Here is a 21,775-nt window from a genome sequence, read left to right as displayed (position 1 = left end):
AATTGCCCCATTGCCTGCCATTTGAGAGTGCTGTTATGCCGACGCCCCACGTTGAAACCGTGACACTGGATGAGCTGGACTGCTGGCGCATCCGCCACAACGGCGCTGAGTTGATGGTGGCCCGACAGGGCGCGCACATCTTCAGTTACCAGCGTGATGGCGAGCAGCCGCTGATCTGGCCGAACCCCGAAGCGGTGTTCAAGAAGGGCAAGGGCATTCGTACCGGCGTACCGGTGTGCTGGCCGTGGTTTGGCGTGTTTGAGCGCAACCCGCAAAGCGTCAAGGCGATGCGCCAGAGCGAGCAGCCTGCGGGCGCCCATGGCTTCGTGCGTACTGCGCTGTGGGAGTTGGCCGCGACCGCGCTTGAAGGCGACGCCTTGCGTATCGATCTGGTATTGCCTGTGCCTGCGGGCGGCTTCCCCGACTGGCCCCATCAGGTTGACCTGACCCTGAGCCTGCTGCTGGACGAGCAACTGCACATCCGCCTGACCAGCCACAACCGTGGCACCGACACCGTGACCCTCAGCCAGGCACTGCACACCTACTTCGCCGTGAGCGATGTGCGCAATGTGCAGGTCGACGGGCTGGACGGGACGGCGTATATCGACACCGCTGACGGCTGGACCGAGAAAAACCAATCCGGCTTGCTGCACTTCACCGCCGAGACGGATCGCATCTACCTCGATACGCCGGCGCAGTTGAGCATCGTCGATCAAGACTGGCAGCGTCGTATTCAGCTCAACAGCGAGGGCTCGAAGTCCACCGTGATCTGGAACCCATGGACCGAACGCGCCAAGGCCTTCGATGACATGGCCGATGATGGTTGGCAGGGGATGCTGTGCATCGAGACGGCGAATGTGCTGGATGATGTGGTGAGCCTGGCACCCGGCCAAAGCCACACCCTGGGTGTGAGCATCACCGCTACTGCCCTGTAAACCCAATCGAAACTGTGGGAGCTGGCTTGCCTGCGATAGCAATGGTGAATTCACTACCGCTATCGCAGGCAAGCCAGCTCCCACATTGATTAGTGCTCGGCGTTAGAGATCGGACTCCTTCACTACCCGCACTTTCCCCGCATCCAGCGCATACGCTGCGTCCGCCAGGTCATTGTTGACCTTCTCTACCTTCAACGTCCCTGTGACCCACAGCGGCGTATAGATATCATCCAGCTTCAACCCCTTGGGATAACGCACCAGCACCAACTGGTTGGGCGGCGGTGGCGGCACGTGGATGCACGCGCCTGGGTACGGCACCAGGAAGAACAGCGTGCTGCGGCCCTTGGCATCGGTTTCCAGCGGCACCGGGTAGCCGCCGATGCGGATGTTCTTGCCGTTCATGGCGGCCACGGTCTTGGTCGAATACATCACCGCCGGCAAGCCTTTGCTCTGCTTCAAGCCACCTTTGTCGGTGAACGTGCCTTGGGCTTCGGGGGAGTTGTGGTCGATCTCGGGCATGGTTTCGAGGGCTTTCTGGTCCGACAACGGCATCAGGTCGAGCCAGTCGGTTTCCGGCAGTTCGCCGGCGTGCGCAAGGCCTGAGCCGAGCAAGAGGAGAGTCAACAGAAGACGGCGCATGGGGAGCAGCTCGGCAAGGAAAACAGTGCCGGCATTCTAGCCCTCTGCGCCTGCGCAGCGCAGAGGGCTTTGTCGCTTAGATCATTTCTTTTTGATCAGGCCGTAGATCACCAGCAGGATGATCGCGCCGATCAGCGCGCCGATGAAGCCCGCGCCTTGACCGGCTTGGTAGATACCCAGCGCCTGGCCACCGTAGGTCGCCGCCAGGGAGCCGGCGATACCCAGCAGGATGGTCATGATCCAGCCCATGCTGTCGTCGCCAGGCTTGAGGAAACGCGCCAGCAGGCCGACGATCAGGCCGATAAAGATGGTTCCGATGATACCCATGGCATTTCCCTCTGAATGTAGGTGAGCTATGCCAAAGCCTAGTCAGGCTTTGGCATCCTGCAATCAGAGAGACGACGATCACCAATGGTTCCCGTCGGACTTGGCTTATTGCTCGGCGATCAGCGCTTCAACCTTGAGGATCTGCGCTTGCAGCGTCGCACGGTCCTTGCAACGCAGGTTGGCGTGGCCGACCTTGCGCCCGACCTTGAACGCCTTGCCGTAGTGATGCAGGTGGCAGTCGTCGATGGCGATGACTTGCTCTACCGGCGGTACAACACCGATGAAGTTGAGCATGGCGCTCTCGCCGACCTTGGCCGTGGAGCCCAGCGGCAAGCCCGCCACCGCCCGCAGGTGGTTTTCGAACTGGCTGCACTGGGCGCCTTCGGTGGTCCAGTGCCCGGAGTTGTGTACGCGCGGGGCGATTTCGTTGGCCTTGAGGCCACCGTCGACTTCAAAGAACTCGAACGCCATCACGCCGACGTAATCCAGCTGCTTGAGCACACGGCTGGAATAATCTTCCGCCAGGGCCTGCAACGGGTGGTCGGTGCTGGCTACGGACAGCTTGAGGATGCCGCTGTCGTGGGTGTTGTGCACCAAGGGGTAGAAGCGGGTTTCGCCATCACGGGCACGCACGGCGATCAGCGAGACTTCGCCGGTGAACGGTACGAAGCCTTCCAGCAGGCAGGCGACGCTGCCCAGCTCGGCGAAGGTGCCGACCACGTCAGCAGCCGTGCGCAGGACTTTCTGGCCCTTGCCGTCGTAACCCAGGGTGCGGGTTTTCAGCACGGCTGGCAGGCCGATGCTGGCGACGGCGGCGTCCAGGTCCGCCTGGGACTGGATGTCGGCGAAGGCCGGGGTCGGAATGCCCAGGTCCTTGAACATGCTTTTCTCGAACCAGCGGTCGCGAGCGATGCGCAAGGCTTCGGCGCTCGGGTACACCGGCACAAACTGCGACAGGAAGGCCACGGTTTCCGCCGGCACGCTCTCGAACTCGAAGGTCACCAGGTCAACTTCGTCAGCCAGTTGGCGCAGGTGGTCCGGGTCGCTGTAGTCAGCCCGCAGGTGTTCACCCAACGCAGCCGCGCAAGCGTCCGGCGCCGGGTCCAGGAAAGCGAAGTTCATCCCCAGCGGGGTTCCCGCCAAGGCCAGCATGCGACCCAGTTGGCCGCCACCGATTACACCGATTTTCATCGTCAACAACCTCAGGCGATGCGTGGGTCTGGATTGTCCAGCACGCTGTCTGTCTGCTCAGCACGGAATTTTTTCAGCACCGCGTGGAACTGCGGGTGCTTGGCGCCCAGGATACTGGCGGACAGCAGCGCGGCGTTGATCGCGCCGGCCTTGCCGATCGCCAGGGTCGCCACCGGAATGCCCGCCGGCATCTGCACGATGGACAACAGCGAATCCACGCCTGAGAGCATCGCCGACTGCACCGGCACGCCAAGTACCGGCAGGTGGGTCTTGGCTGCACACATGCCTGGCAAGTGCGCTGCACCGCCGGCACCGGCGATGATCACCTCGATGCCACGGGATTCTGCTTCATCGGCATACTGGAACAGCAAATCCGGGGTGCGGTGGGCAGAGACCACTTTCACTTCATACGGAATGCCGAGTTTTTCCAGCATATCGGCGGTGTGGCTAAGGGTGGACCAATCGGACTTGGAGCCCATGATCACGCCAACCAATGCACTCATCGTCGTGCCTCTTCTCTCTGGGCGCCCGCAGGCGCGTCAAAAAACAACAAGCCACGCGGGAAATCCGGCGTGGCTTGTTGTACGAAATTAGGCCGGTTGGACCGGCCGAAGGCCGCGCAGTATACCGTAATAATGCAGATAAACAGCCCCTTGGATGACCATCTGTCTAGCGGGGCAAAGTGGCGGTTTTATTGACTTTCGGGTCAGCGAAACCAACACCCACTCCCCATGGGAACTGGGTCAATGTGGGAGCTGGCTTGCCTGCGATAGCGATGGTGAATTCACTACACCTATCGCAGGCAAGCCAGCTCCCACATTGATCTTCGGCGCACTCAAGCGCCCTGCGCCGCCCCACCCTCCAACTTGCGCCACAACAACCGCACATTCGCCTTGCGCACCAACGCACAGCGATACAAACGAATCTCCAGCGGCACATGCCATTGCGGGCCTCCGCACACCACCAATTCACCACGCGCCAACTCTGCGCGCACGCTCAGTTGCGGCACCCAGGCAATGCCCAGCCCTTCCAGCGCCATGCTCTTGAGGCTGTCGGCCATGGCGGTTTCGTACACCGTGGTAAAGCGCAGCGCCCGCTGGCGCAGCAGCAGATGCACCGAGCGGCCAAGGAACGCCCCGGCGCTGTAGGCCAGCAACGGCACACTGCCCTCGCCTTCCAGATCAAACAGCGGCTTGCCATCGGCATCGGCAGCGCACACCGGGAGCATTTCGGTGTTGCCCAGGTGCAGGGAGGGGAAGATTTCCGCGTCCATCTGCATGGCCGCGTCCGGGTCGTAGAACGCCAGCATCAAGTCGCAACCGCCTTCGCGCAGGGCGTGCACGGCGTCACCGACGTTGGTGGCCACCAGCCGCGTGGCGATGTTCAGGCCTTCATTGCGCAGTTGAGCAATCCAACGCGGGAAGAAGCCCAGCGCCAGGGAGTGCGCCGCCGCCACTTGCATGACTTCGCCCTGCCCGCCTTCCAGGTGATGCAAATGGCGCAGCACTTCACCGAGCTGTTCGACCACGGTGCGCGCGGTCACCAGGAACAACTGCCCCGCCGCCGTCAATTCCACCGGCGTACGCGAGCGGTTGACCAGGGTCAGGCCCAGCGCGGCCTCCAGGCTACGGATGCGGCGGCTGAACGCCGGCTGGGTGACAAAGCGCCGTTCCGCCGCCTGGGAAAAGCTGCGGGTGGCCGCCAGGGCGCTGAAGTCTTCCAGCCATTTGCTCTCAAGGTTCATCACTTCCCTCCACGGGTACGCACCATTTTGGTACACACGCCCGCCATGATAGCCGGGTCACACCTGCATTATGCCGTTTATGCATAGCCCAGTGCTGAACAGCATTGGCCCAAAAACTCACACAAGCCTAGCATTCGCAGCGTTCCGGCCAGTTCCGGGTCCATATCGAGATGATTTCCGTCATGTCCTCCGCTGCATCTTTCCGTACCGAAAAAGACCTGCTTGGCGTACTCGAAGTACCGGCTCAAGCGTATTACGGCATCCAGACCCTGCGAGCGGTGAACAACTTCCGCCTCTCGGGCGTTCCGATTTCGCATTACCCGAAATTGGTGGTCGGTCTGGCAATGGTCAAGCAAGCGGCGGCAGACGCCAACCGCGAACTGGGTCAGCTCAGTGAAGCCAAGCACGCTGCCATCAGCGAAGCTTGTGCCCGTCTGATCCGCGGCGATTTCCACGAAGAGTTCGTGGTGGACATGATTCAAGGCGGCGCTGGCACTTCAACCAACATGAATGCCAACGAAGTGATCGCCAACATCGCGCTGGAGGCCATGGGTCACCAGAAGGGCGAGTACCAGTACCTGCACCCGAACAACGACGTGAACATGGCGCAGTCGACCAACGACGCCTACCCGACCGCGATCCGCCTGGGTCTGCTGCTGGGCCATGACGCGCTGCTGGCCAGCCTCGACAGCCTGATCCAAGCCTTCGCCGCCAAAGGCGTCGAGTTCGGCCACGTGCTGAAAATGGGCCGCACCCAATTGCAAGACGCCGTGCCGATGACCCTCGGCCAGGAATTCCGTGCCTTCGCCACCACCCTCGGTGAAGACCTGGCCCGCCTGAAAACCCTGGCGCCAGAGCTGCTGACCGAAGTAAACCTGGGCGGCACCGCCATCGGTACCGGCATCAACGCCGACCCGCGCTACCAGGCCCTGGCCGTACAACGCCTGGCCACTATCAGCGGCCAGCCGCTGGTACCGGCTGCCGACCTGATCGAAGCCACCTCCGACATGGGCGCCTTCGTCCTGTTCTCCGGCATGCTCAAGCGTACCGCCGTAAAACTGTCGAAGATCTGCAACGACCTGCGCCTGCTGTCCAGCGGCCCACGCACCGGGATCAACGAGATCAACCTGCCAGCGCGTCAGCCAGGCAGCTCGATCATGCCCGGCAAGGTCAACCCGGTGATCCCGGAAGCCGTGAACCAGGTAGCGTTCCAAGTCATCGGCAACGACCTGGCGCTGACCATGGCAGCCGAAGGCGGCCAACTGCAACTGAACGTGATGGAGCCTTTGATCGCCTTCAAGATCTTCGACTCGATCCGCCTGCTGCAACGCGCCATGGACATGCTGCGCGAACACTGCATCGTCGGCATCACCGCCAACGAAGCGCGCTGCCGCGAACTGGTGGAGCACTCCATCGGCCTGGTCACCGCACTGAACCCGTACATCGGCTATGAAAACGCCACCCGCATCGCCCGTATCGCCCTTGAAAGCGGCCGCGGCGTGCTGGAACTGGTGCGCGAAGAAGGCTTGCTCGACGACGCCATGCTCGACGACATCCTGCGCCCCGAAAACATGATCGCTCCACGTTTGGTCCCGCTGAAGGCCTAAGCGTTTGTTGCACCGCTCACCAGGTTGAGGGACTAGACACCTCTCACCTTTTGAGGGCCTGAAGGCTCGTTCTTCAGGCCCTTTTTTTTGCCTCAAGGTTGTGAAATGACGCCCATAAAAACTCCAATATCGCCCTGCAAGCCCGCCACCCTGCTGAAACCTTTAATCGCCCCGTGCAGACGGATCACGCGCTCCTAGGTATAGTGCCGCCCCTCTTCGCGCCGCGGCCGTCGGTAACGAGGCCCGGGTACACACGCGAAACCGCATGAATAACAACCCGCAAAAGGATTGGGGTCGAACTGTCGCGCACTGCCTGGTGCTAAGCGACGGCGTCGCACCGTCCTGCGTTTGCCATTAGAAAAATCAGCGAGGAACACTCCATGCTCGAAGTCATCAACGACTTCCTCTCAGGGAAAGTACTGATCGTGCTCATTGTCGGGCTCGGCGGTTATTTCACGATTCGCTCGCGTTTCGTACAGCTGCGTCACTTTTTCCACATGTTCTCGGTGTTTAAAGACAGCCTGAAGAGCAGCTCCGATCAACTCAGCTCGTTCCAGGCGCTGATGCTCAGCCTGGCCGGCCGCGTCGGTGCCGGTAACATCGCCGGCGTCGGCATTGCCGTGACCCTGGGTGGCCCGGGTGCCGTGTTCTGGATGTGGGTCACCGCGCTGGTGGGCATGTCTTCGAGCTTTATCGAATGCTCCCTCGGCCAGCTGTACAAGCGTACCGACGCTGAAGGCACCTACCGTGGCGGCCCGGCGTATTACATCCAGCACGGCCTGCACAAGCGCTGGCTGGGCATGGTCATGGCATTCCTGCTGCTGGTGACCTTCGGCTTCGCCTTCAATGGCCTGCAAGCCCACGCCGTGACCCATTCGCTGAACAACGCCTTTGGCCTCGACACCACCTACACCGGCCTGGCCCTCGCAGCATTGCTGGGCCTGGTGTTCATCGGCGGGATCAAGCGCATCGCGTCGATTGCCGACCTGCTGGTGCCGGTCAAGACCCTGGTCTACATCGCCGTGACCCTGTACGTGATCGTGCTGCAATTCGACCACGTCCCGGCCATGCTCATGACCATCGTCAAGAGCGCTTTCGGCCTCGACCAAGCCTTCGGTGGCCTGGTGGGCAGCGCGATCATCATGGGTGTGAAACGCGGCGTGTTCGCCAACGAAGCCGGTCTGGGCAGTGCGCCTAACGTGGCGGCGGTGGCTTCGGTAGAACACCCGATTGCCCAGGGCGTGGTCCAGGCGTTCAGCGTGTTCCTCGACACCTTCGTGATCTGCACCTGCACCGCGCTGCTGATCCTGCTCTCCGGTTTCTACACCCCAGGCTTTGAAGGCGACGGCATTGCCCTGACCCAGAACTCCCTGGCGGCTGTGGTCGGCGACTGGGGCCGCATGTTCATCTCCGTGGCCCTGGCGTTGTTCGTGTTCACCTCGATCATGTACAACTACTACCTCGGCGAGAGCAACCTGCGCTTCCTGGTGGGCAACAACCGCAAGGTGCTGATCGGCTACCGCACGCTGGTGCTGGTACTGATCTTCTGGGGCTCGATCGAGAACCTGAGCACCGTGTTCGCGTTTGCCGACATCACCATGACCATGCTCGCCTTCGTCAACCTGTTCGCCCTGGCGTTCCTGTTCAAGATCGCCATGCGCATCCTGAACGACTACGACAACCAGCGCGCAGCGGGTATCAAGACCCCGGTGTTCGATTCCAGCCAGTTCCCTGACCTGGACCTGGACCGCAAGGCCTGGCCGGCCAATCCGGTAAAACCGGATGCAGCGCCATCGGCTGAACTCAACGCCCAAGCCCAGCGCTAAGCGTAGAGAGATGACACGCCGCACGACCTTGGGCATGCTCGGGGCCGTGCGGCGTTTTTCGTTCAGGAGAAAATTCGATGTCCCCATCTAGCAACGTCATGGTGCTCTACACCGGCGGCACCATCGGCATGCAGGCCAGCGCCAATGGCCTGGCTCCGGCATCCGGCTTTGAAGCCCGTATGCGTGAACAGCTTGCCGGCCAGCCTGTGCCCGCGTGGCAATTCCAGGAAATGGCCCCGCTGATCGACAGCGCCAACATGACTCCCGCCTATTGGCAGCGCCTGCGCACGGCGGTGATCGATGCCGTGGACCAAGGCTGCGACGGCGTGCTGATCCTGCACGGCACCGACACCCTGGCCTACAGCGCGGCAGCCATGAGCTTCCAACTGCTGGGCTTGCCGGCGCCGGTGGTGTTCACCGGTTCCATGCTGCCGGCCGGCGTGCCGGACAGCGATGCCTGGGAAAACGTCAGCGGCGCCTTGCGGGCCTTGGGCGCAGGCCTGGCGCCGGGTGTGCACCTGCACTTCCATGGCGCGCTGATCGCACCAACCCGCTGCGCGAAAATCCGCAGCTTTGGCCGCAACCCGTTTGCCGCGTTGAACCGCCAGGGCGGCGTCGCGCGTGCCGAGTCCATTCCCCAGGCCCTGGACTATCGCCAGCCCAAGGCCCTGGCCAACGTCGGCGCACTGCCGCTGGTGCCGGGCATCGGCGCGGCGCAGTTGGACGCGATCATCGCCAGCGGCATCCAGGCGCTGATCCTCGAATGCTTTGGCAGCGGCACCGGCCCCAGCGACAACCCCGAATTCCTCGCCAGCCTCCAGCGTGCGCAGGAACGTGGGATTGTGGTGGTGGCAATCACCCAATGCCATGAAGGCGGCGTGGAGCTGGATGTCTACGAAGCCGGCAGCCGCCTGCGTGCCGTCGGCGTGTTGTCCGGCGGCGGCATGACCCGTGAAGCGGCATTCGGCAAGCTCAACGCGCTGCTCGGCGCCGGGCTCGACACCGAGGAAATCCGCCGCCTGGTGGAGCTGGACCTGTGCGGCGAGCTGCACTGAGTACCCACCGTACATAAGCACCACCGGGTCTGACCCGACGCTTCCTAGCATGGCAACGCCCCGGGGTTTCTCTGGGGCCGTTGCCATTCTTTCGTGCCAGGAAGCGCCATGACCTCATCACCGTCAACCGACCCTCACCAAAGCCTCACCGACGCGCTGATCGCGCAAATGTCCACCGGCCCCGCGTTTCGCGAAGTGGCCGCCACCTTACTGCGCGAACAACTGCAGGATCTCTATCCCACGCTGGACATCGACCCCAATACCGCCGTGGTCGGCACGCCGCAGTGGGACATTGAGGACGGCCACGTCGTACCCGTTGGCCGCCATTACCAGGTGCTCACCGATATCCTCGCCGTGCAGTCGGTCTTGGCGGTGCCGACGCTGTACATCGAAGGCGAACACTTTCTGACCCGACTGCCGATCATTGAGCCGGCGGTACACCTGCCGGTGCGCATCCTCGACATCGCCAGCATCCTCAACACCCTGGCGCCGGTGATGTTACGCGGCTATCAACAGACCCAACTGGAGTACTGGAACGGCTCCGAAGGTGACAGCGGCCCGCGCTGGCACGCGCTGTCGGCGGTGCTGCGCGACTTCTGGAACGTGCAGCAGGTGCCCGGCTGGACCGATGATGATTGCCGCATGGCGCGCCAGCTGTTTCATGCGCCGGATGCCGCGATGCGCAAGCTCGACGACCCGGAATCGGTGCGCGCCTATGTGGTCGATATCGACCACGTCGACGACACAGGCCGCATCACCCACCTGGATGAAAACCTGATCAGCGTGCTGATCGGCAAACCCAACGGCCACGAGGTGATCCTCACCCACTCGCTGCTCGCCGGCTTCAAGAAGTACAGCAGCTTGGACCAGTTGGGCCAGAACCTGCCGCTGCTGGCACAACACCAGAAGGTGCAGTGGCGCCTGGTAGAGCCTGAAGGCGACTTTTTCGATTACCTGGCCAGCGCCTTCATCGGTATCCAGATCAAGGCGATCGGAGCCATCGACTTTTCCGACCTGCGCCAGCCAGATGCCTCGCAACACAGCTTGGCCGAACCACCAACGCCCCGCTCCAAACGGAATACGCCAGCCTTGCACCACTATGTCCAGGCCCTCCCCGACTGGCTGATCAACGCCTCTGCCGCAGACCAGGATGCCTATTCACGGCACCTCAAGGACCTGGCCACCTTGCACAGCACCAACGAAGGCCGCACCTATGACGAAGGCATCAGCCCCCTCCCGCAATACGCCCTCGAACGGCTCACCGCCGAACTGCTCAAGGACCACCCCGACGCCACCCCGCAGTGGTTGGGTGACCTCGACATCGTGGTCCGCAGTCCCGTGGTCTGGGGCGCGTTCGTCGTGCCCGGGCAAATCGACACCACCGTATTCAGCCTGACGGAGCTGGCCCTGCAAAACCTGATCGCCCTGCCACTGGGTATCAAGTCCCTGCGTCTGCGCAACCCTCACACGCTGCCGGACTGGCTGACCGTCGAGTACCTGGAAGGCCTGATCAGCCGCGTGGACATCGGCAGCACCTACCCGGCACTGATTCAGCAGACCTTGCTGGAAGACCCGCAAGAGTCCGCGCGCCGCCGCTTGCTCTACGCCCAGCACCTGCGCATTCAACTGCCCTTGTTGGCGTTGCAGTGCAAGATCCGCGACGAGGATGGCATCAACGAGCAGGGTTATGCGTACGTGAAGGCCGTGATGCAGGCCGAGCCCGCCGAACGCCAGGTACAAGGCCAGGTCATTGTGCTGCGCCCGTTGGCGTTCTTGCCGACCCGGCGGCAGGACATCACCCCAGACAAGGTCACCAATATGTTTGTCATCGGGCCGCAAGACCCGGCCACCGGACCTTGCCTGCTCTACCGACCGTTGTTGGACAAACCCCTGTCCCAGTTCCCGTCCTTCAGCAACCTGCTCTATGCCTTGCAACAATCCAGAAGCCTGCGCGATTCGGTACTGGCATGGCTACCCGATGACGTGCGCAATGATTACGCTCAATACGTGTTTCCAGGCGATCTGCCGTCGCCCTGGGCGGTCGTCGACTTCCTGGTCGATCCCTTCAAGTTATGGATCATGAGCGGGCCTTTGCTGCTGAGCCAGGATGCACTGCAAGGTGATCTGCTCAGCGCACTGTACGACGCCAACGCCAATGCCCTGGTAACCCTCGCCGACCGCCAGTCGGTGTCCAACGCCGAAGCACGATGGGCCACGTTCAAGCGCGCCGGCTGGCTGATCTTCAATAGCGCGCTGCCGTTTCTGGGGCGTACCGTCGGTATTGCGGCCTGGATCTGGCAGATCATGGACCAGTTGCAGAACGTGGTTGATGCCCAGGAACATCCCGAGCAGCAATCCACTTGGGCTGCATTCGCCGAACTGCTGCTCAACCTCGGCACAGCGCTGACCCTGCACAGCGTCACCCGCAGCACGCCGCGCCGGCCCCCTCAGACCAAGCCCCTGGCGCCGCCAAGGCAGCCCTCACACTCAGCCCCCATCAGCATCATCAAATTGCCACCGATTGCCGCAGATGCACTGACCACCCACGACCGGCCGTTGTATGCCAGCGGCGCGATCAACCGCACGCCGCTGCGCCTGGCCACCGTGCTGGACAGCTTCAAGGTGAACAAGCCCGACACGCTGGGAGAGGCCAACAGCGAAGCCGGGTCTTATCAATACCTGTATCGCAGCGGACCAGACTGGTACGCGCCGGTGGGGCAGCGCTGGTTCAAAGTGCGGGTGGACGAGAACGAAGACGTGCAGATTGTCGACCCCATGCGTGCCGAACGCACCGGCCCGTTGCTGATTCACAACAACGCCGGCCAGTGGTTTATTGATACGCGCCTGCGCCTGCGAGGCGGCGGGCCCAAGCTCCTGACCGCCAAAGCCCGGGCGCAGGCCAAGCAGAAGGCACAACAACTGCGCGAACGCCTGGAAGCCTTTGAAAGCGGGAAAAAGGCCGCCCAAAACCAGTTGCAACAGGCGCGTCAGGCGTTGGACGCCGGGCCTTCCCTCTCCGCCGACGCCCTTCGGCAGACCTACATCCAGACCCTGGAGACCCAGCGCACGGAGTACGAGTCGGCCCTGCAAATGCTCAAGGAAATGAATGCTCACGAGCCCAGTGCGGAATACACGCCAAAGGCCCTCAATTACATCAAGGCCCAGGCCAAGCTGACCCAGGCGGCACTCAGTGAGATCCTCTCGCGCTTCACCCCCAAGTGGCGCACGGTCCACGAGCAATTGCAGCGCCAGACCGAAGCCCCCCAAGTGCGCCATATCGAAGACTTCCGCGAAATGCGCGAGCTGGCCGGCAAGCTGCTGATCCAGCTGGAATACATGCACGGCCGCTTCCGTGAGCTCAAGAGCCTGGCCAGAGATGGCGCGTTACTGCTCAACACCCTCAAAGGCTCAATGCCGGTTTATACCGCCGATGATCTGAAGGCGATCCGCGTGTCGCTCAACCGCAACCTGTGCCTGCCCGGCGGCACCCTTGCCACGGTGCCAGACGCCTGGATGGCGATTGACCAGATTGTCGACACCGCCGACATCGCGATCCAGTGCCTGCGCGACACCCTGGAAGAACGCAGCGACCGGCGCCTCGATGAGCGCATCGACAGCCTGAGCAGCCTGATCGAACAGTTTCAATTGCTCGACGAGCGCCTCCAGGACTTCCCTGTGGAGTTCTCCGAACAAGCCATCACCGATCAATTGCAGGAGTTGCGCCGAGAACTGACGGAATTCAAGCACCGTGCCACCAGTAACCTGGGTGTACTGAGCCTCGAAAGAACCGCCATCAGAAGCCGCCCCACACCGCCATCGACCCCGCCACGGCCCAAGAAACAATTTATCCACACCCGCTACAACGGCTTACTCATCGGCGAACCGCGCTTGAGCACCGTGGGCCTGGAAACCGGCCTGGTGGATATTCGTTCACCGCTGACTCATCAGGTATTGGCCACTTACCACGAGAAAACCAAGGGCGTCTGGGTCGTGCGCGACCGCACCCCGCCCACCTCCGCCGAGCCGGTACCCGTGGACGTGCAGCGCAGCATCACCCAAGGCCAGGCATTGCTCGATGGCTTGCCCGCGTTTCTTGGCCGCGCCCGCACCCATGCCAACCTCGTCGACCGCGCGCCCTTTGGCATCGAGTACCTGTATCACCAGCACGCCCGTCGACTGGAGCAGGCCCGCCAAGCGATCGAACACGCGCTGACGCAACGCAACATCACCGAAAGCGACGCCTTGTCCGGCCCGGCCAGTACCGTGACCAAAGCCCTCGACAGCGCCCTGGCCGACCTCTACCAGCAGAGCAACCAGTTGGTGCAACGCACACTCAAGCTACATGCGCCCACCGTGCCTGGGGTGGAATGGCTCAAGCGGCACAATGTGATTGTCATCAAGAAAACCGTGTCCCGCCGTCGAATAAAATCCGCGAAGCCAGACTACTTGGATGAGTACAGCATCTGCGATCGCGTCACGGGCCAAGTGCTGTGGTACGCGCACTTTCACTACAGCACCCACTGGACCCCAGACAAGGCTTACGTCTCTGCGCGCCTGAAAACCACGACTGAACATAGCCTGGGTGCGGCCGCCGACACGCCAAAAGGCCTGGACCCCGGGCAAACCGTCGACTTCTATCGCAGCGAAATCAGCCTGGCGCAGGCACGCGAGCTGTTTTTCGAGCGGCCCAAATCCGAGTCCGGCAGCTAACGGACGGCATGCAACTTGCTGCAAGCGGGGCACACCCTACGCAGGTTTGCCCATGCTGCATTCACACCTGACCACCCTCAATGCCGTGTCCCTGGTCCTGGCCACCTTCAAGGAGCAGGGCCTGGCGAGCGAGGTGCTGCTGGCCGGCAGCGGTATCGGCGTGGCCGACCTGAGCCACGCCGACACCCGCATCACCACCTGCCAGGAAATGCGCGTGTGCGCCAACGCCGTGGCGTTGCGCCAGGACATCGGCCTGGAACTGGGCCAGCGCATGCATGTGTCGAGCTATGGCCTGCTCGGCTATGCGCTGCTGACCAGTGCCACCTTAGGTGACGCTTTACGCCTTGCGCTGCGCTATCCGGCGCTATTGGGAACACTTTTCGACCTGAGCCTGGTGGAGGACGGCGAACAGGTCTGGCTGACCGCTGGCGACTATCGGGAAAACCCGGCGCTGGAAGCCTTCAATGTGGAGTTTTGCCTGGTCTCGATGAAAGTCATCTGTGACGACCTGCTGGGTCGCGCCCTGCCTCTGCGTGAAGCGCGCTTCAACTACCCGGCGCCGGGTTATCACGCCCGTTATGCCGAACGCTTCGATTGCCCGTTGCGGTTCGCCGCGCAGGCCAGCGGGTTTGCCTTCGACCGCGCATGCCTGCAACAGCCTCTGCCCCTGGCGGACGCCATCACCCACCGGGCCATGGCCGAACGCTGCCGCAAGCAAAACTCCGAGTTCACCGGGCGCCAGGCCTGGCTCAATCGCGTGCGCCAGTTGCTCGCCGATCAGTTGCACGCGGCGCCAGGCCTCGAAGGCTTGGCGGCACAAATGAACTGCTCGCCGCGCACCCTGCGGCGGCACTTGCACGCGCTGGGGTGCAGCTATCAGCAATTGCTCGACGAACTGCGCTTCGAGCAGGCCAAGCAGTGGCTGGCGGAGGATCGACTGCCCATTTACCGGATCGCCGAACAACTGGGCTTCAGCGAAACCGCCAGTTTCAGGCATGCGTTTGTGCGCTGGAGTGGTGTGGCGCCCAGCCTCATGCGCCATTAACAGGCGAATTACGGTCAAAGTCTTTGGCCACATTTATCCCCTTCTGGCCGCTCCTGCCATTCTCTTGCATCCCCCGCGCCGCAACACTTGAGGCACAACAACGAGCCTGCGGGGAGCACCCATGCTGACGATCTACTCCGACGATCACCACCTGCACCACGGACGCTGCGAATTGATGGACGGGCAACTGATGCCCTGCTTTGAAATGCCATCGCGCGCCGACCATGTACTGCAACGGGTCAAGGACCGCGACCTCGGCCCCGTGCAGGCGCCGCAGGATTTTGGCCTGGCGCCGCTGCAACGTATCCACAGCCGTGACTACCTCGATTTCTTCAAAGGTGCCTGGGACCGTTGGACTGAATTTGCCACGGACGGTGACTTGCTGCCCTACACCTGGCCGGCCCGCACCCTGCGCCGTGTCTTGCCCACCAGCCTGCACGGCCAACTCGGTTACTACAGCTTCGACGGCGGCGCACCGATCACCGCCGGCACCTGGCAAGCCGCGTACAGCGCAGCCCAAGTGGCGCTCACCGCACAGCAGGCGATCCAACAAGGCGCCCACAGTGCCTTCGCCCTCTGCCGCCCACCGGGGCACCACGCCGCCAGCGACTTGATGGGCGGTTATTGCTACCTCAACAACGCCGCCATCGCGGCCCAGGCGTTTCTCGACCAGGGCCACAAAAAGGTCGCGATCATCGACGTCGACTACCATCACGGCAACGGTACGCAGTCGATTTTCTATGAACGCAGCGACGTGCTGTTCACCTCGATCCACGGTCACCCGGAGGCGGAATTTCCGTTCTTCCTCGGCTATGCCGATGAGCTGGGCGAAGGTGCTGGGGAAGGGTTCAACTTCAACTACCCGTTGCCAGCAGGCTGCGGCTGGGATCAGTGGAGCGCGGCGCTGGATCAGGCATGCAAGGAAACCGAACGCTACGACGCCGACATCATCGTGGTCTCCCTGGGCGTGGACACCTTCAAGGACGACCCCATCTCGCAATTCAAGCTCGACAGCCCGGATTACCTGGCCATGGGCCGCCGCCTCGCGCGCCTGGGCAAACCGACACTGTTCGTGATGGAAGGCGGTTACGCGGTAGAAGAAATCGGCATCAACGCCGTCAACGTGCTCGAAGGTTTCGAACAACAAGGAGCTACCCGATGAAGCTGCTCACTACCCTCGCCCTCTGCACCGCTGTCGTGAGCGGCGTAGCCCAGGCCGAACAGAAACCCCTCAAGGTCTACAACTGGTTCGACTACATCACGCCCAAGGCGCTGGAAGATTTCAAGGCGCAGAACCCGCAGATCAAACTGGTCTACGACATCTTCGACACCAACGAAGCCCTGGAAGCCAAGCTGCTCACCGGCAACTCCGGCTATGACGTGGTGGTGCCGTCCAACGTGTTCCTCGCCAAGCAGATCGAAGCCGGCGTGTTCCAGCCGCTGGACCGCAGCCAGCTGCCCAACTGGAACCACCTCGACCCCAAGCTGATGAAGTTGATCGAGGCCAACGACCCCGGCAACAAATTCGCCGTGCCCTACATGTACGGCACCATCCTCATCGGCTTCAACCCGGACAAGGTCAAGGCCGCGCTGGGGCCGAATGCGCCAGTGGACAGCTGGGACCTGATCTTCAAGGAAGAGAACATCAGCAAGCTCAAGCAATGCGGCGTGGCCTTGCTTGATTCACCCTCGGAGATCCTGCCACTGGCCTTGCAGCACCTGGGCCTGGACCCCAACAGCAGCAACCCCAAGGACTACGTCAAGGCTGAAGCGCTGCTGATGAAGATCCGCCCGTACATCACCTACTTCCACTCTTCCAAGTACATGGCAGATATCGCCAATGGCGACATCTGCGTGGCCGTGGGTTACTCGGGCAGCTTCTCCCAGGCCGCCAACCGCGCCAAGGAAGCCAAGAACGGCGTAACCGTGGACATGCGCCTGCCTAAAGAAGGCGCGCCGATCTGGTTCGACATGCTCGCCATCCCCAAAGGTGCGCAAAACCCGCAGGACGCCTACACCTTCATCAACTACCTGCTGCAACCCCAGGTGATCGCACCGATCAGCGATTTTGTCGGCTACCCCAACCCTAACAAGGACGCGACCGAGCACGTAGACCCGGCGATTCGTAACAACCCCAATCTGTACCCGACCGAGGCGGCGATGGCCACGTTGTATACGTTGAAACCGCTGGGGCGTGATGCGGAACGCGCACGCACGCGCGCCTGGACCAAGATCAAGTCGGGCACCTGATCAGCCTTGCCAAGCCTGGCGCAACCGCGCCAGCGCTGTGGCGATATCGGCTTCGGGCACCGCCGCAAAACCCAGCACCAAGCCGGCACGCTGGTCCTCGGGCGTGGTCGATTGCGCCAGCCAATAGCTGCTCAAGCCGTTGATCTCGACTCCCGCCGCGTGGGCCTGCGCCAGCAACTGCTGCTCGCGGGCCAGGCTGTCCACGCGCACGGTCATATGCAGCCCTGCCGCAACGTTGGGCAGTTCGCCCATACCGGGCAAGCCGCAAGGCCAATCGGCGAGCAAGGCATTGCGTCGGCTCAACGCCGCACGGCGCATGCGCCGGATATGCCGCTGGAAGTGCCCGGCCGCCATGAATTCGGCCATCACCGCCTGGGTGCTGACTTCGGAGTGGCGCATGTCCACGGCACGCCGCCGGGAAAACGCATCCACCAACCCCGGCGGCAACACCAGGTAGCCCAGGCGCAGCGCCGGAAACGCCACCTTGCCGAAAGTGCCGACGTAGAGCACCCGGCCGCTGCGATCCAACGCCGCCAACGGTGACAGCGGCGCACCGCTGTAACGGTACTCGCCGTCGTAGTCGTCCTCGATGACCCAGCCGCCCGTGCGCTCGGCCCAGGCCAGCAACTCCAGGCGCCGCGCCAGGCTCATCACCACACCCAACGGGTACTGGTGGGACGGTGTGACGTAAGCCACACGACAGTCCTCCAGGGTGTTGAGCACCTGACAGTCGATGCCCTCGCCGTCCACCGGTACGCCGTGCAATTTCCCCCCGGCCAGGGCGAACGCATGGCCTGCCGCGCGGTAGCCCGGGTTTTCCACAGCGACGCCGTCGTCGGGCTCCACCAGCAACTGTGCACAAAGGCTAATCGCTTGCTGTGCGCCACTGGTGATTACAATTTGTTCAGCCGCGCACTGCATACCTCGCGAGCTGCGCAAATAGGCAGCGATCAAACTGCGCAGCCGTGCGTCTCCCGCGGGGTCGCCATAACACAGGAGCTGCAGGTCTGGTTTACGCCAGAAAGCCCCATTCAGCTTGGCCCACACCTCAAACGGGAACAGATCGAACGCCGGCACGCCCACGCGAAAGGCCCGTGGCGGCCCCGCGGGAGGCTGTGACAAATGGTTGGTTTTTATCCGCGCCAAACCGCCGCTGTGGATAACTTCGTTGTCCAGGTCTTCCGGCAAATTGGCCAATTTTGTGGATAAAGCTGGGGATAAGCCTGTGTGTAACCCTGTGGATACTTTTGTGGATAGTTTTTTTGCCGTCGGCAGTTGCGCAACATAAGTGCCATCACCGACCCGGCTTTCGGTAAAGCCTTCGGCATACAGCTGATCGTAGGCACGCACCACGCTGTTGCGCGAGATCGATAGCGCCGCCGCCAAGTCGCGGCTGGCGGGCAAGCGCGTGCCGCTGACCAACCGTCCGTCCAGCACCCGTTGGCGTAAGGCTTCGTACAGCTGGCGCGTCAGTCCCTGACGGCGATCCAGTTCGATGCCCGCAGGGTTAAAGGACAGCGGCGGCGTAATGGGCGACATATTGGACCTATGAAATGGGTGCCAGATGGATCTTTCAACGAACCATTAGCCTGCCTAGGATGCGGGCATTCGCCAAGGAATATTTCCATGTACACACCCCGCGCCTTTGCCCTCGATGACTTGCCCGCACTGCATCAGTTGATCCAGCACACGCGCCTGGCGCAGTTGGTGACATTTGGCGAACAGGGCCTGCTGGCCAGCCATTTGCCGCTGCTGCTCCACCCCTCCGAAGGCCCGAATGGCACGCTTCACGGGCACCTGTCGAAGGCCAATCCGCAGTGGAAAGACTTGCAGAACGGCAGCGAAGCCCTGGTGATCTTTGCCGGCGCCGACGCTTACATCAGCCCGGCGTTCTACCCGGCCAAGGCCGAGCACGGCAAAGTCGTGCCCACCTGGAACTACATCGCCGTGCACGCCTACGGCACCGCCGACGTGTTCACCGATACCGAGCGTTTGCTGGCACTGGTCAGCGCCCTCACCGAGCGTCACGAAGGCAACCGCGCCGAGCCGTGGAAAGTCAGCGACGCCCCGGCCGACTACATTGACGGCATGCTCAAGGCTATTGTCGGCTTTGCCCTGCCAATGGATCGCCTGATCGGCAAGCGCAAGCTCAGCCAAAACCGAAGCCCCGCCGACATGGCCGGAGTGCGCGCAGGCCTCGCCGCCAGCCAGGACGTGCGCGACCAGGCCCTCGGCCAATTGATACCCCAAGGAGTTGCGCAATGAGCCAGATCGATATCCGCCCAGTCACCGCCGCCGACCATGCCGCGTGGCTGCCGTTATGGCAGGCGTACTTGAAGTTCTACAACACCGAACTGCCGGACGCGGTGAACCAAAGCACCTGGCAACGCCTGATCGACGCCAGCGAGCCGACCCATTCAGCACTGGCCTGGCAGGATGGCAAGGCGGTGGGCATGGTCAACTTCATCTATCACCGGTCCAACTGGAGCATCGAGAACTCCTGCTACCTGCAGGACCTGCTGGTAGACCCGAGCCAGCGCGGCACCGGCGTGGGCCGCAAGCTGATCGAGTTCGTCTACGCCACCGCCAAGGCCGATGGCTGCTGCAAAGTGCACTGGCTGACCCACGAAACCAATGCCACGGCGATCCAACTGTACGAACGCATCGCCGAACGCCCGGGTTTCATCCAATTTCGCAAAGGCCTTTAAGGAGCACAGCATGTCCATATCTCTCGTCGACTGGAAAGGCGTCCCGGCCCCCACCGTGCAGCTGCTTGAAGGGCGCTTTATCCGCCTGGAAAAACTCGACCCGGCGCGTCACGGCGACGACCTGTTCCAGGCACTCCAAGGCCCTGGCGCCGACCCCAAGCTGTGGGACTACCTGCCTTACGGACCTTTCCCCGAGCGCAGCGCGTTCAATGACTGGCTCAACAACCACGCAGCCCACAACGACCCGTACTTTTTCAGCGTGATCGACCGCGCCACCGGCCAGGTACAAGGCATCCTCAGCCTGATGTCCATCGTGCCCGAACAAGGCCGCATCGAAATCGGCCACGTGACCTTTGGCGCACCGATGCAACGCTCGCCGAAAAGCACCGAGGCGGTGTACCTGCTGGCCAAGCATGCGTTTGATCAGGGTTATCGTCGCCTGGAATGGAAGTGCAACAACGCCAATGACCGCTCCAAGTACGCGGCCGAACGGTTGGGGTTCAGTTTCGAGGGCGTGTTCCGCCAGCACACGGTGGTGAAGGGCAAGAACCGCGATACGGCGTGGTATTCGATCATCGACGCGGAATGGCCGACGGTTGGGGCGGGGTTTGAGGCGTGGTTGTCGGACGGCAATCAAACTGCCTCAGGCCAGCTGAAAACCCTGGCCGAGTGCCGCCTCCCAGCCAACACATGACCCCTGTGGGAGCGGACTTGCTCGCAATAGCCGTGTGTCAGCTTGCACATCGGGTACTGACACACCGCTATCGCAGGCAAGCCAGCTCCCACACAAGCCCGCTCCCACATTTGGATCTCTGCGGGCTGGACTACCCCAGCTTCTGCGCCAACACTGCAATATGCTCCGGCCCAATCCCACAGCAACCACCCAGATGGCTGGCACCACGCGCCTGCCAATCAGCCGCCCAATGCAGGTAACCCGGTGGATCCAAGTCATCGCGCAACGGGTCCAGGCCATCGTTGGCCGTGGCTTCCTTGGGCTGCGGCGGGAAAGCGTTGGCGTAGGCGCCTACCTCAATCTGCACACCTAGCTTTTCGAACGTCTGGCGCGCGGCATCAATTGCATCGCCGATCACTTCGGGCTGGCTGCAGTTGAACAACAACACCTGCACACCCAACTGCGCCGCCGCTTCGGCCGCGTCCGCCACCGGCTCGCCGGAGCGTAGTCGCGGCACGTCGTCGGTGTCTTCATCCTTCAACGTAAACGACAGCCAGAACGGTTTGCCGTCCTTTGGCAGCCCGGCCTGGATGGCGCGCGCCTCGGCGATGGAGCTCTGGGTTTCCGCCAGCCACAGGTCGACAAACGGCGCCAGACCTTGCACCAGCGGCGTCAGTAACTCGGCGACGCGCTGCGGCTCGAACAGGTCGGGACGGTACGAGCCAAACAGCGGCGGCAGCGAGCCGGCCACCCGTACGGCCCTGCCGGACGCGTCCACGGCACGCCGTGCCAACTCACCGGCCAGCGCCGCCAGGGCCTGGCCTTCGGCGGCGAAACGCGCCTCGCCAATATGAAACGGCACCACCGCATAGCTGTTGCTGGTGATGACGTTGGCACCACTTTCGATATAAGCCGCGTGCACCGCTTCCACCGCCTGCGGCGCTTCGCTCAACGCCAGCGCCGACCACTCCGGCTGCCGGAATGGCGCGCCACGGCGTTGCAGTTCACGGCCCATGCCGCCATCGAGAATTACTGTTGCGTTGGCCATATGCTTTTTACTCATAA

At 62.6% G+C, this 21,775-nt stretch carries 18 protein-coding genes; 11 read left to right on the top strand and 7 right to left on the bottom strand.

Annotated features, from left to right (window positions below; genetic code table 11):
* The first annotated feature begins 35 nt into the window (after positions 1-35).
* Positions 36-935 (top strand): D-hexose-6-phosphate mutarotase, encoded by a 900-nt coding sequence (locus ACU688_RS17145; RefSeq protein WP_448185715.1) that lies wholly within the window; start codon positions 36-38, stop codon positions 933-935.
* A gap of 102 nt (positions 936-1,037) precedes the next feature.
* Here ACU688_RS17145 and ACU688_RS17140 read toward each other — a convergent pair whose 3' ends face one another.
* From ACU688_RS17140 to ACU688_RS17120, 5 genes are all read right to left on the bottom strand, one after another.
* Entirely contained in the window at positions 1,038-1,574 is a 537-nt protein-coding gene (locus tag ACU688_RS17140) for a DUF3299 domain-containing protein (RefSeq protein WP_017738999.1), read from the bottom strand.
* A gap of 81 nt (positions 1,575-1,655) precedes the next feature.
* Positions 1,656-1,901 (bottom strand): GlsB/YeaQ/YmgE family stress response membrane protein, encoded by a 246-nt coding sequence (locus tag ACU688_RS17135; RefSeq protein WP_017739000.1) that lies wholly within the window; start codon positions 1,899-1,901, stop codon positions 1,656-1,658.
* A gap of 105 nt (positions 1,902-2,006) precedes the next feature.
* On the bottom strand, positions 2,007-3,092 hold the full coding sequence (locus ACU688_RS17130; protein WP_448185714.1) for a 5-(carboxyamino)imidazole ribonucleotide synthase: 1,086 nt from the start codon (positions 3,090-3,092) through the stop codon (positions 2,007-2,009).
* A gap of 11 nt (positions 3,093-3,103) precedes the next feature.
* On the bottom strand, positions 3,104-3,595 hold the full coding sequence (purE, locus tag ACU688_RS17125; RefSeq protein ID WP_003176980.1) for a 5-(carboxyamino)imidazole ribonucleotide mutase: 492 nt from the start codon (positions 3,593-3,595) through the stop codon (positions 3,104-3,106).
* Between the two features lie 332 nt (positions 3,596-3,927).
* Entirely contained in the window at positions 3,928-4,836 is a 909-nt protein-coding gene (locus ACU688_RS17120; protein WP_192298058.1) for a LysR substrate-binding domain-containing protein, read from the bottom strand.
* A 182-nt stretch (positions 4,837-5,018) separates the two neighbouring features.
* Here ACU688_RS17120 and aspA point away from each other — a divergent pair, with 182 nt between their 5' ends.
* From aspA to ACU688_RS17085, 7 genes are all read left to right on the top strand, one after another.
* On the top strand, positions 5,019-6,443 hold the full coding sequence (aspA, locus tag ACU688_RS17115) for an aspartate ammonia-lyase (protein WP_017739004.1): 1,425 nt from the start codon (positions 5,019-5,021) through the stop codon (positions 6,441-6,443).
* A 380-nt stretch (positions 6,444-6,823) separates the two neighbouring features.
* Positions 6,824-8,269 carry an alanine/glycine:cation symporter family protein gene (locus tag ACU688_RS17110; protein WP_448185713.1) on the top strand — a complete coding sequence of 482 codons (1,446 nt, stop codon included), beginning with the start codon at positions 6,824-6,826 and terminating at the stop codon, positions 8,267-8,269.
* 77 nt (positions 8,270-8,346) lie between these two features.
* The gene (locus ACU688_RS17105; protein ID WP_448185712.1) at positions 8,347-9,324 is read left to right on the top strand and encodes an asparaginase; all 978 of its coding nucleotides are present in this window, start codon (positions 8,347-8,349) and stop codon (positions 9,322-9,324) included.
* A gap of 108 nt (positions 9,325-9,432) precedes the next feature.
* A complete protein-coding gene (locus ACU688_RS17100) occupies positions 9,433-14,034 on the top strand; it encodes a hypothetical protein (protein WP_448185711.1) in 4,602 nt (1,533 codons plus the stop codon).
* A 52-nt stretch (positions 14,035-14,086) separates the two neighbouring features.
* Complete coding sequence (locus ACU688_RS17095; protein WP_448185710.1) at positions 14,087-15,079, top strand: AraC family transcriptional regulator; 993 nt, start codon at positions 14,087-14,089, stop codon at positions 15,077-15,079.
* Between the two features lie 121 nt (positions 15,080-15,200).
* The gene (locus tag ACU688_RS17090; protein WP_448185709.1) at positions 15,201-16,241 is read left to right on the top strand and encodes a histone deacetylase family protein; all 1,041 of its coding nucleotides are present in this window, start codon (positions 15,201-15,203) and stop codon (positions 16,239-16,241) included.
* Positions 16,238-17,329, top strand: coding sequence for a polyamine ABC transporter substrate-binding protein (locus tag ACU688_RS17085; RefSeq protein WP_448185708.1), 1,092 nt, complete (start codon positions 16,238-16,240; stop codon positions 17,327-17,329). The genes ACU688_RS17090 and ACU688_RS17085 overlap by 4 nt, the downstream gene beginning before the upstream one ends.
* Here the strand turns inward: ACU688_RS17085 and pdxR are convergent, their stop codons facing one another.
* The gene (pdxR, locus tag ACU688_RS17080; protein ID WP_448185707.1) at positions 17,330-18,868 is read right to left on the bottom strand and encodes a MocR-like pyridoxine biosynthesis transcription factor PdxR; all 1,539 of its coding nucleotides are present in this window, start codon (positions 18,866-18,868) and stop codon (positions 17,330-17,332) included.
* A gap of 87 nt (positions 18,869-18,955) precedes the next feature.
* Here pdxR and ACU688_RS17075 point away from each other — a divergent pair, with 87 nt between their 5' ends.
* Genes ACU688_RS17075 through ACU688_RS17065 form a run of 3 tightly spaced genes read left to right on the top strand, consistent with a single transcriptional unit; the run spans position 18,956 to position 20,731 of the window.
* A complete protein-coding gene (locus ACU688_RS17075; RefSeq protein ID WP_448185706.1) occupies positions 18,956-19,594 on the top strand; it encodes an FMN-binding negative transcriptional regulator in 639 nt (212 codons plus the stop codon).
* Complete coding sequence (locus ACU688_RS17070) at positions 19,591-20,037, top strand: GNAT family N-acetyltransferase (protein WP_448185705.1); 447 nt, start codon at positions 19,591-19,593, stop codon at positions 20,035-20,037. The genes ACU688_RS17075 and ACU688_RS17070 overlap by 4 nt, the downstream gene beginning before the upstream one ends.
* A 10-nt stretch (positions 20,038-20,047) precedes the next feature.
* Positions 20,048-20,731 carry a GNAT family N-acetyltransferase gene (locus ACU688_RS17065; RefSeq protein ID WP_448185704.1) on the top strand — a complete coding sequence of 228 codons (684 nt, stop codon included), beginning with the start codon at positions 20,048-20,050 and terminating at the stop codon, positions 20,729-20,731.
* A 130-nt stretch (positions 20,732-20,861) separates the two neighbouring features.
* Here ACU688_RS17065 and ACU688_RS17060 read toward each other — a convergent pair whose 3' ends face one another.
* Positions 20,862-21,758, bottom strand: coding sequence for a homocysteine S-methyltransferase family protein (locus ACU688_RS17060; RefSeq protein ID WP_448185703.1), 897 nt, complete (start codon positions 21,756-21,758; stop codon positions 20,862-20,864).
* Positions 21,759-21,775 lie beyond the last annotated feature (17 nt).

The organism is Pseudomonas acericola (SeqCode) (assembly GCF_053456465.1).
This window is presented reverse-complemented; position numbering and strand designations above follow the sequence as displayed.